Source organism: Sphaerochaeta sp. UBA5836, assembly GCF_002432845.1.
Classification (GTDB): domain Bacteria; phylum Spirochaetota; class Spirochaetia; order Sphaerochaetales; family Sphaerochaetaceae; genus Sphaerochaeta.
Genome location: NZ_DJGW01000108.1, coordinates 18,397 through 23,399, shown reverse-complemented (window position 1 = coordinate 23,399; position 5,003 = coordinate 18,397). Strand labels below are relative to the sequence as shown.

The 5,003-nt window shown below is 52.7% G+C and carries 4 protein-coding genes; all 4 read right to left on the bottom strand.

Annotation, left to right across the window (positions count from 1 at the left end):
- On the bottom strand, positions 1-566 hold a 566-nt coding region (locus B3F49_RS10875; protein ID WP_293911005.1), incomplete at its 3' end, for an arginase family protein.
- 9 nt (positions 567-575) lie between these two features.
- Entirely contained in the window at positions 576-1,691 is a 1,116-nt protein-coding gene (gene nspC / locus B3F49_RS10870) for a carboxynorspermidine decarboxylase (RefSeq protein WP_293910995.1), read from the bottom strand.
- A gap of 5 nt (positions 1,692-1,696) precedes the next feature.
- Positions 1,697-2,902 carry a saccharopine dehydrogenase family protein gene (locus B3F49_RS10865; protein ID WP_293910993.1) on the bottom strand — a complete coding sequence of 402 codons (1,206 nt, stop codon included), beginning with the start codon at positions 2,900-2,902 and terminating at the stop codon, positions 1,697-1,699.
- 3 nt (positions 2,903-2,905) lie between these two features.
- Positions 2,906-4,816, bottom strand: coding sequence for a biosynthetic arginine decarboxylase (speA, locus tag B3F49_RS10860; RefSeq protein WP_293896558.1), 1,911 nt, complete (start codon positions 4,814-4,816; stop codon positions 2,906-2,908).
- Positions 4,817-5,003 lie beyond the last annotated feature (187 nt).

Below are 5,003 nucleotides of genomic sequence, written 5' to 3'. Positions count from 1 at the left end.
CGATACAGCGTGGATGCATCGTAGTATCCCACCCGGTACTGCTCTCTTGCCGCAAGATCTTCCTCACTGTAGTTTCTGATACCCACCTGAAACAGGGGGATGCCTGCTTCAACCACCCTGCGCATGACACAGGCATGGCTGAGCTTGCTCCCTTCATAGGTGTCACGCAGATCCATGTGGGCGTCAAATTGAAGAACCCCGACTTCTCCGCAGTCAAGAAGCAGGTCAATGGCTGCATTGGTCACCGAATGCTCGCCTCCCAGCAGAACAGGGGTGGCGTTGCAGCGCATGGCGTACTGCATTGCGTTGCCGGCAAGCTTGATTGCGTGTACAAGACCGCCGTTTACGGGAATCGGGTCTGTGGTATGGATGCCCAGGCTTCCAGGATTCCCGTACCCCTCCACCAGTCTTTCAAGTTGGCCGGAGGCCTCGATGATGGCCTTCGGCCCTTCTTTTGTCCCTCCCATGTAGGAGACAGTCTCCTCCAAGGGGAACGGTATGACATGAAATGCAGAGTGTTGGGGTTCTGCGTTGGGAAACTCTGAATCCAAGAACCAATGCTGCATCGGGACCTCCTAGGAAAGCCGTCTTTGGTAGTCATCAAAGCCAAAGGATTTCACAACCTGGTACAGGCCGTCACGAACGATGGCTATGTCGGGAAGTGCAATCCCGTTGAACATGGTTGTCTTGACCATGGTGTAATGCATCATATCACAGAGCAGAAGCATGTCCCCTACTTTGGGAGGCTTCTCGAAGTGATAGGAACCGACCCAATCCCCTGCAAGGCAGCTGCATCCGCCGAGCCTGTAGCCACCCTTTTGCGTCAGCTGAGCCCCAACAACCTTTGGTGCATACGGCATCTCAAGGCAGTCGGGCATATGCGATGCAAATGAAGAGTCGAGCATCAAGGTGGTGATTCCCCGATTATGCACGATGTCAAGAATCCGGGTGGCCAAATAGCCGGTCTCCCACACAAAGGCGGCTCCGGGTTCCACGAAGAGCTGGATGTGGGGATGGCGTAGATTGAACGAGGAGAGCACCGCCTTGAACAGTTCCAGATCATAGCCTTTACGGGTGACCAGATGTCCTCCTCCGAGATTGAGCCAGGATATGGAGGAGAGCAAATGCCCGTAATGGTGCTCGATCGAGTGCAAGGTACGTTCAAGTTCGCGTGCTCCGCTTTCACACAGGTTGTGCACATGCAACCCTGTTATTCCTTGAGGCAGAACTGCAAGGTCCTCGGGCAGGACCCCGAGGCGCGATCCTTCGGCGCAAGGGTCGTACAGCGCTGTCTCCACTGTTGAGTACAAAGGGTTGATCCTCAGGCCTTTTTCGGCATTCGGACAATCGTTCTTGTGTTTCTCATACTGCGACAGGGAGTTGAACGTAATATGCTTGGCCAAAGCCGCAATCGTTGCAAACTCCCGGTCCTGATAGACCGGAGCGTAGGCATGGACTTCAGTGAAGTACGGTGAGGCAAGCAGTGCCTCATTCAGTGATGATGCAGTCGCCCCGCATGCAGTCTCTGCAAGTTCGGCAAAAACAGCATGCATGGCAAAGCCCTTGAGAGCGAACAAAAATTTCACCGGAACCTGCCGGTGCAGGTCCTTGATCAGCTGAAGGTTCCTGGTAAAACGCTCATAGTCCAGTACGAATGCCGGAGTATGCAGGATTTGGTTGGTGTCGAACATCGCCCCTACTTTCCAAAGGCAAGCTTGCCATCGACGACGACTTCCCAGGGAAGTCCAAGCGGTCCCAGCTCGGAGAGGAACGGATCGGGATCGAACTGCTCCATGTTCCACACACCCGGCTTCTTCCAGATGCCCCTTGCAATCAGGCTGGTTCCCAGGGCGGCTGGGACACCGGTGGTATAGGAGACCGCCTGGGCTTTGGCATCCTGATAAGCCATCTGGTGACTGCAGTTGTTGAATATGTACAGTGTTCGTTCCTTCCCATCCTTCAGGCCTCGTATCTGGCAGCCGATCGACGTCTGGCCTTGATAGTTCGGCCCTAAGGAAGAGGGTTCGGGGAGCAAAGCCTTCAGGAACTGCAGAGGCTGTATTTCCATGCCTTGGTAGTTGACCGGCTTGATGCTGGTCATTCCAACCTCTTCGAGGACCCTGAGGAAAGTGAGGTATTGCTGGCTGAATGTCATCCAGAACCGGGCTCGTTTGAGTGTCGGAAAGTGCCTTACCAGCGACTCGAGCTCTTCGTGGAAGAGCAGATAGCTCTCCTTGGAACCAATCCGGGGATAATCGACGTTCTGATGAATCTCCAAAGGTTCCATCCTCTTCCACTCTCCCATCTCATAGTAACGGCCCGGCTGGGTGATTTCACGGATATTGATCTCCGGATTGAAGTTTGTGGCAAAACTCTTTCCATGATCGCCTGCATTGCAATCGACAATGTCCAGATAGTGCATCTCATCGAAGTAGTGCTTGTTTGCATAGGCGGTGAACACATTGGTCACCCCAGGATCGAAGCCGCTGCCCAGCAAAGCTGTCAAGCCTGCCTTCTCATACCTTTCATGAAACGCCCACTGCCAAGAGTACTCAAAATGAGCCTCATCCCTGGGTTCATAGTTTGCGGTGTCCACATAATGCACCCCGCAGCGAAGGCATGCCTCCATGATGGTCAAATCCTGATAAGGCAGTGCTACATTGAGGACCAAGTCCGCCTTGAACTCCCCTATCATGCGAACCAGTGCATCGACATCGTCCGCGTCGACAGAGGCGGTACGAACGGGTACCGGCCCGGCTTCCCCGGCTATGGCGTCACACTTTTCCTTGGTTCTGCTTGCAAGCAGAATTTCTTCGTAGATTTCTTCCATCCGGGCTGACTTGCGAACGGCCACATTGCCTACACCACCGGCCCCGATGATCATCAAGCGCTTCTTCTGCATCACTTACTCCTCTTGGTCTGTTTCGTAATAGGTGTAACCCCTCAAGCCTGCTGTATAGGCCGAGATGATTTTTCTTCGTTCCTGAACGGTGATCCGCCCTTCCTGGACGGCCTTCTCAGCTTTGGTTCGGATCATGGCCTCCAGACGTTTGGGTTCATACTCGACATAGCTCAGCACATCAGCAACCGTATCCCCTTCCAGTTCGTTGTGAAGGCTGAACGAGCCATCCTCATAGGTGATGGAGACTACGTTGGTATCACCAAACAGGTTGTGCAGATCCCCAAGCGTCTCCTGATAGGCTCCCACCAAAAAGACTCCGAGGATATAGTCCTCATCCTCACGGGGAGTATGGAGGGCCAAGGTGTCACTCACCCCCTTTGAAGTGACGAACCTGTCAATCTTTCCTTCACTGTCGCAGGTGATGTCGGACAGTACTGCTTTTCGGTCAGGTTTCGTATGCAGGTAATGAATCGGCATGATGGGAAACAGCTGGTCGATCGCCCACACATCGGGAAGCGACTGGAACAAGCTGAAATTCCCATAGTAGATATCCGAGAGCTGATGCTCCAGCTTCTGGATCTCAGCAGCATGGATATCACCATACTTTTGCTGAATCTCAGCAACAATGGACCAGTACACATGCTCGGCTGCCGCCCGCTCGCGCATATTGACCTTGCCGTACAAAAACTTGTTGCGAATCTCCTCACGATAGTAGTTCAAGTCGTTCAGACACTCCTGGGCATTTTTTTCGGTGAGCATGGTTCTTACATAGAGCAGGTTCTCCAAAGCAGGCATCAAATCCTCGTCGTAGACAACCTCTTCTCCGGTTTTTCCATCCCAGAACACATTGGTATCGAGGACATTCATCAGCAAGACCGAATAATAGGAGACCAGCGCCCTGCCCGACTCGCTGATGATGGTGGGATGGCTGATTTTCTCTTCCTTGCAAATGGTCATGATCTCTTCAACTACGTCGTCGCAATACTCCTTGGTGGAGTAGTTTCTGCTGTTGGAGCTGTCGGAGTGGCTTCCGTCATAGTCAATGGCCAACCCGCCTCCGATATCCAAGAGACCCATAGGGGCGCCTTCCTGAACCAAGCCGGCATAGAATCGTGCCGCCTCGGTCGCTCCAACACGAATGTCGTGAATGTTGGGAATCTGACTGCCCAAATGGTAATGCAACAACTTGAGGCAGTCGAGCATCTTCTCCTTGCGAAGCCGCTCGACCACTTGGATGACCTGGGTTGTATTGAGCCCGAAGACGCTGCGGTCTCCTCCGCTGTCAGTCCAATGCCCGCTTGCCATCGTGGAGGGTTTCATCCTCAGTCCGATGTTCGGCTTGATGCCCAAGGCGCGCGAGCGCTGTAAAATGATTCCTACCTCACCCGGCATTTCCACGACCAGGACAGTCTTGATGCCCAAAAGCAGGCCTTTGAGGGCCAGGTCGATGTACTCCTCATCCTTGTATCCGTTGCAAATGATATAGGCTTCGGGATCATCGATATGTGCCAGGGCGATGATGAGCTCAGCCTTGCTGCCGGTTTCCAGGCCGTGATGGTACTGTTGCCCATATTTGCAGATCTCCTCAACAACCTGTTGTTGTTGGTTGACCTTTATCGGATAGACTCCCCGGTAGGTACCTTGGTAGCCGGCATCCTTGATTGCTGTCAAGAAACTCTCATTGATGTGCTGAATTCGATCATCCAGGATATTTGAAAAGCGCAGGAGAATCGGAAGCTTGAGTCCCCGTTCCTGCAAGCCTTTGGCGATGGAAAGCAGGCTGATGGAGGATTGCGGCGACCTGTCCTTCAGACTGACTTCCACTTCACCTGCATCCGATATATGAAAATAGCCGTTCCCCCAATCATTGATGCGGTACAGCTTCTCTGCGTCTTCAATAGTCCAGTTGTGCATAGGCTCTCCCTCTTGATGGTATTCTTACACAGTTTAGCAGAAAAAGGGAGGGATGGACACAGAGCCTACCACTTCACTGGGAGTGATGAGCCAAGCAGGGTCGAAGACGAAGAGAATTTGCATTTTTGTATTCATATATCTTTTAGATATAATACATTTATAGAAGATAGTACCTACTTATCGCAAA